Origin of the sequence: Flavobacterium sp., assembly GCF_049318185.1 — a bacterium.
Classification (GTDB): Bacteria; Bacteroidota; Bacteroidia; order Flavobacteriales; family Flavobacteriaceae; genus Flavobacterium.
The window spans coordinates 1-4,210 of record NZ_JBMOGV010000142.1 but is presented as its reverse complement, the minus strand read 5'-3'; the positions used below and the strand labels follow the sequence as shown (position 1 = coordinate 4,210).

The 4,210-nt window shown below is 28.6% G+C and carries 5 protein-coding genes; all 5 read left to right on the top strand.

Going from position 1 to position 4,210, the window contains the following annotated elements; translation table 11 throughout:
* On the top strand, nt 1-307 hold a 307-nt coding region (locus tag ACOYLT_RS10340), incomplete at its 5' end, for an ABC-three component system middle component 4 (protein WP_422853771.1).
* Nucleotides 291-2,357 (top strand): hypothetical protein, encoded by a 2,067-nt coding sequence (locus tag ACOYLT_RS10335; protein WP_422853770.1) that lies wholly within the window; start codon nt 291-293, stop codon nt 2,355-2,357. The genes ACOYLT_RS10340 and ACOYLT_RS10335, both read left to right, overlap by 17 nt.
* Before the next feature lie 8 nt (nt 2,358-2,365).
* Nucleotides 2,366-3,196 carry an FRG domain-containing protein gene (locus ACOYLT_RS10330; protein ID WP_422853769.1) on the top strand — a complete coding sequence of 277 codons (831 nt, stop codon included), beginning with the start codon at nt 2,366-2,368 and terminating at the stop codon, nt 3,194-3,196.
* A 14-nt stretch (nt 3,197-3,210) separates the two neighbouring features.
* Complete coding sequence (locus ACOYLT_RS10325; protein ID WP_422853768.1) at nt 3,211-3,426, top strand: hypothetical protein; 216 nt, start codon at nt 3,211-3,213, stop codon at nt 3,424-3,426.
* A gap of 334 nt (nt 3,427-3,760) precedes the next feature.
* A partial coding sequence (locus ACOYLT_RS10320) for a hypothetical protein (protein WP_422853767.1) occupies nt 3,761-4,210 on the top strand: 450 nt, incomplete at its 3' end.

Sequence of the window (4,210 nt, the reverse complement as noted above, 5' to 3'; positions counted from 1 at the left end):
CAATTCAGAAATGTATTCTATTGAAGCTTTGTTTTTAAATCGGGCAGAAATTTTTGATTTAAAAAAGATAAAAGCTTTATTAAAAATATTACTTGCAAATAAATACCTTGAAACCAAAGTGCTTAGTGATAATCAAATATATTATAACATAACAGAAGAAGGAATTAAACAAGCAGAAACTTTACAGTCGCAATATTTTCAAAGAATAAGAGATTTAAATCACGAATTAAAACCATTAGTAACTCTTTCAAGCAGTACAATTAACAAACTTATAGAATCACATTTAGTACATGGCAAAAAGAATTAAAACATTAAAACTTAAGATAAATTATTTAATCTTAGTTGGAACTAACAAAAATTATGTGGTTCCTTTTGATAGTGGACTTAACATTATTTATGGTGATTCTGATACAGGAAAATCAAGTATTTTAAATCTAATCAATTATTGTCTGGGCTCATCTCAACTTGATACTTATGAAGAAATAGAATCAAAAGGTCATTACTGTCTCCTTGATGTAAATTTACTAGGAACCCAATATACTATAAAGAGAGATATTTTTAATACAAAGGCTAACATCGAAGTTTATCATGGTGGTTACGAAAATATTGATGATAGCTTCCCTAAATACTATGCTCCGAATTACAACCAAAATGCCGAAGATGGTAATTTTTCGGAATTTTTATTGCAAGCGATGCGTATACCACTGATAAAAATTAAAGAAGCTCCTTCTAAAGAAGTTACTAAAATGGTAAAACTAAGCTTTAGAGATATCTTCAAGTACAATTATCTCGACCAAGATAAAATTGGAAGTAAAAAATTATTTGGAGAAAATTTTGTTTTAATCACTAAGTTGAAAGAGACTTTCAAACTTATGTATAATGTACTCGATGGACAAATTACTGAACTTGAAGGGCGTATAAGTGTACTTCAAGCCGATAAAAGCACCCTTGTTTCGAAAAACAAATCTGTTGCATCTTTTCTTAAAGAAACTCAAGTTGAGTCTTTAGCTGAGCTTACTCTACAGAAAGAAATATTAGAAAATCAATTAGATTCACTACGTAATGCATTAAAAGAAATTGACATAGAAATTATTAGTGGAAGTGAAGAATTAAATCACTTACGAAAAGAAGTTAATGTATTAGAACTAGAAATTCGTCAGGCATATCAAGACAAAAGCTCAGCTGAATTGGAAATTAAACAAAATATTGCTCTTCGTAATGAATATCGCAACGATATTAGAAAAATGGAGGCAACTATTGAAGCCCTTGAGAAGTTTCCAAAAATAGCTGATAAAGAATTAGATTGCCCGCTTTGTGATACGGTTGTAAATGTCAGCAAGTTAAAAGAGCATTTTAATAATACCGATACTAAAAGTATACGTGGAGAACTGAATTCATTAAAACGTAGAATGCGTGACTTGGATGCTATTTACAAAACCCTTAAAGAAATTGAAAATCAAAAAGCTAAAGAAATAAAAGACAGCATTTCTCTACTTGAGGAAATGCGGATTCTCTTAGATAAACAATCTGTTGATATTGTTTCTCCATATCTTAATCAAAGAGATGCACTTTCGTATCAAGCTGGAAGTCTTCAGAGTGATATAAAGAATATTCAACACTTTTATAAAATTAGATTTCAGCAATCTATTAACGATGCAGAAATTGTTGAATTAGAACGAAATGTTGAAGAATTAAGAGAAACATTATTATCACTAAAAAAAGATGCTCCATCTCTTGAAAAGATTTTAAAGGATTTGGGAGATAAAGTAAAAGATATTTTAGTTTCTGTAGGTATCAAAAATCCAACCAATATATCAATATCTCCAAAAACATATTTGCCAATTATTAGAGGGCGTGATTATGATAAAATAACATCTGGAGGTGTTAGAACTGTAAGCTCAGTTGCATATTTTATCAGTCTTATGATTTATGCGATTGAAAATCCAGTCAACTATCCTTCATTTCTAATGATTGACACGATAACAAAATATCTTGGAAAAGTTAAAGAGCGAGATTTAGACTCAACGAATAGAGATGAGGATGAAAGTGAAGGAATGACGGATTCTGAAAAAAATGAAAATATTTACAAATATCTTCTAACACTAGAAAAATACAAAAACAGCTTTCAGCTTATTATTGTTGATAATGATATTCCTAATGCTCTTTTTGATGATTTAAAAGGATATATAAGAAAACATTTCAGTACAACCAATATACCAGACACTGAAATAGGTTTTATTGATGATGCAAGAGCTTCCATTTCTAATAATTTTGAACAGCAATTTGATTTATTTGATAATGACGATGACCGCTTGAAAGACGTGGATTGGGATAATGAAGAAACTCCACTTTTTTAATTAATATAATGATAGAAACGTTATTTAATAAACATCAATACAAAACAATAAAATCAGTAGCTGATTTACTACCTATTATAGACGAAGTACAAAATTTAAGAATGCATTTTGCTGTAATGGAAAATTATAGGGGTCATAGTTTAGAAAGCTATAAATTAAATTCAGGTTTGACTAGATTCAAAAAAGAAACTAAAGAGCTATTTGACATTGAAAAAAATATTTATAGAGATTTCTCCGAATTATTAAAATCCAAAGATGATTATATTCGGCAACCTTTTAAAGAAGATACTGAAAATTATGAATTGAGAAATAAATGGTATTCTCTTTTTCAAGCTCAACATATTGGCTTAAAAACGAGATTTATGGATTGGTCAATTGATTGGAGAGTTGCTCTAATGTTTGCTGTTGAAAATGAAGATTATTTTGGGCATAACGGAACCTTAACTATTTTCATTGTACCAGATGACCTATTATTTCATGATAAAAAACTGACTCCAGTAACCTCCTCAACCGACCCTTTTGTTGTCGAGCAAGATATGATGATTAACACTCCTACCTATATGTTTGATGATAAATTTGATTTTGTTGGTGAGAGAAGAATAGTAAGACAAAATGGGAGGTTTTGGATACAATCTATTGAAAATAGCAACATACCTTTAGAAGAACAAAAAGCTTATAAACCTTTATTACTAAAGCTCATTATTGATGGTAATTCAAAGCAAGGAATCAAGGCAGAACTTGAAGATATAAACTATACAATTGATTGGCATTATTACAGAAAAGATGAAGATGTGGATAAGGAAATAGTCTTAATTAATGAAAACAACTTAGGAAAATAATAATACTTTAGTTTATGGAAATATATGTCTACTTGGATTACGAAACGCACCCCGCTTCTAGGGCAATGGGAACATTTTATGTTATTGAATTAAAAGATGACGCAGGTAATATCTATTCTAACGTCCTAAGAGGAAATAAACTTTATAATTGTATGAATGAATTATATAAAGACGTTAATATGGGATTCGGAATGCCAACCACAATAATTGATGTTTATGAAGATGATTAAATTATTTATATTTGTTACAGATTAAATGTTGAAAGTTTCCAGTTCATTTGGTACTCTCGTTGGTACCTTGTAAAATATAACTTTGTAAAGCATTGAAAAATATTGGCTTGATACCGATAACGAAAAAACTTCTTGACTCATATAGAAGTGAATTAAAACCACGAAGAAGATAGAAAGCATATAGCTGAGAATTTTAACTTGTAAAAAAGATTAACATTGGTTTGACGTAATCTACTAAAGAGCTTTTTTCCAAATCAATATATAATAATTCATTAGTTGTTTACATTCAAAATATTTACGTTTTTTATTATTTTTATTCTAAAAAGTAAAAATCATGAAAACTCAAGTATCTATCAAACAAATAATTATAGACTTTATTTTTATCGGCAATCAATTAAAAGAGTTTTTTAAAGACCGAAAAGAATACCTACCTATTATTGAATTTATTAACGCTGAAAATTATCTTGATGAAGAATTACAAATTCCATATCCAAAGATGAAAGATATAGAAACGGCTACTGGATTAAAGACCCATATTTTAAGGAAATTTTTATTACAAATGCATTCTGAAATTTTCACTTATGAACGTAAATTAAATTTAAGTTTTAAAAATATTATTTATCATTTTTACATTAGCTACTTTGATTATCAATGTCAATTCTCAGTTGATTATTTAACCCATTTACCAAGAATTGGAGATAGTATGAGTTTACCGTTTGTTAGTGCTTTAATACCCATTAATTATTTCTATGTACAAGATATAAAACACGAACTTGAAAACAAT

Bases quoted from the DNA above. Each gene is read 5' to 3' on its own strand.
- ACOYLT_RS10335 (WP_422853770.1), top strand. From the start codon at position 291: ATGGCAAAAAGAATTAAAACATTAAAACTTAAGATAAATTATTTAATC.
- ACOYLT_RS10330 (WP_422853769.1), top strand. From the start codon at position 2,366: ATGATAGAAACGTTATTTAATAAACATCAATACAAAACAATAAAATCA.
- ACOYLT_RS10325 (WP_422853768.1), top strand. From the start codon at position 3,211: ATGGAAATATATGTCTACTTGGATTACGAAACGCACCCCGCTTCTAGG.